1 protein-coding gene is annotated in these 1439 nt (G+C 40.3%); it reads right to left on the bottom strand.

What is annotated here, in order from left to right; genetic code table 11:
• Positions 1 to 181: 181 nt before the first annotated feature.
• Positions 182 to 1327: an IS30 family transposase gene (locus ABD209_RS07880; RefSeq protein ID WP_344064460.1), complete on the bottom strand. Its 1146-nt coding sequence runs from the start codon at positions 1325 to 1327 to the stop codon at positions 182 to 184.
• Positions 1328 to 1439 lie beyond the last annotated feature (112 nt).

Genomic DNA, 1439 nt, shown 5'->3' with positions numbered 1-1439 from the left:
TTTCAAGTTTAAGTTAGCCACTTAGTAAAACTAAATTTCATGCGATATTTGACGGTTACTATCTGTGTAGTGAGGGCTTGATAATGAGCTGAGACATGATAGTCTTTTGACAAGCTGGCTTCAGCCAGCTCTACAGCTTTAAAATCATGTCGAAGGAGGCTCGTTGTCAAGCCCTCACGGGTTAAGCCACTTGCTTTTCTAATCGTAAGGCATTGACGAAACACTCATGAGGTGTTTTATAATCCAATATTTTTCTGGGATAATCGTTCATCCATTGTTGTATACGTAAGCATTGTGATTCTAAAACTTGACCCATCGACTTTCCTTTCGGAATGAAGCGACGAATGAATTTATGCTGATTCTCACTCGTTCCTCGCTCAAATGATGCATAAGGATGGCTAAAATAAACATCCAGGGTATCCTTTAACGCTTCATGTAGACCTGCAAATTCAGATCCATTATCTGAAGTAATCGTCTTAAACATAGTAGAAAAGTCATCTCCAGCGCGTTCTTGAAGAGAATAAATGGCTTCGTCCACTGAATATTGATCTTTACCGTTTACCTTCATAATAACTTCAAAGCGGGTTTGTCGTTCAACTAATGTTAGTAGTACGGCATCGGTCTTCTCCTTATTACCAACGACTGTGTCGATTTCCCAGTGACCAAAAGTTTCACGGCTATCAATTTCTTTAGGCCGTTTGTCTATCGATTGCCCGAGAATACGTTTATTTGGGCGTTTCTTCAGAGAGGACACTTTTGGTTTACGAGAGAGCTTTTCTAAAAGATCAAGGTTCGTTGTTCGCATGATTCCTTTATCTATCCAATTGTAAAGTGTTGTTGTACTAGGAATAATGGCACGATCAAACAACTCATGCTCTAACGCAAAACCAGTCACGGCATCAGGGNTACTAGGAATAATGGCACGATCAAACAACTCATGCTCTAACGCAAAACCAGTCACGGCATCAGGGGACCATTTATCAAGCAACATCTTATCATCGGCCCATTCTATAAAGGTATCTATATCCGCCCATTTTGGCCGTCGGCCACAGTTTAAACGATGTCTGTCATAAGCTGCTTGTCCAGCATCAGCGTCATAAGCTTCAGTATAGTAATCATAGACCTTTCCTTTTTGCTTTTGGCGTTTAAGTTGTGTGACCGTTCCGCGCTTCACCTCATTATTGATTGTTTGTGGAGCACGTTCTAAAACACTAGCAATCCGACGATTGGAATAGTTTTCTTGCTTTAAAATAGCGATTTGAGACCGCTCTGAATAAGATAAGTGTTTTCCCTTACGTGCTGATGTGGTATGGTTAGAGTGCGTCATGTGAATTCATCCTGTCTATTGAGAGTTAGTGGTAACTTCAATATAACATGAAATTCACATGGCGTTTTTTATATGTTAGCCAGGTGGCTAACTTCATTATAAAATCCAGCAC

It is taken from the genome of Nostocoides vanveenii, assembly GCF_039531165.1.
GTDB lineage: Bacteria > Actinomycetota > Actinomycetes > Actinomycetales > Dermatophilaceae > Nostocoides_A > Nostocoides_A vanveenii.
This window is presented reverse-complemented; position numbering and strand designations above follow the sequence as displayed.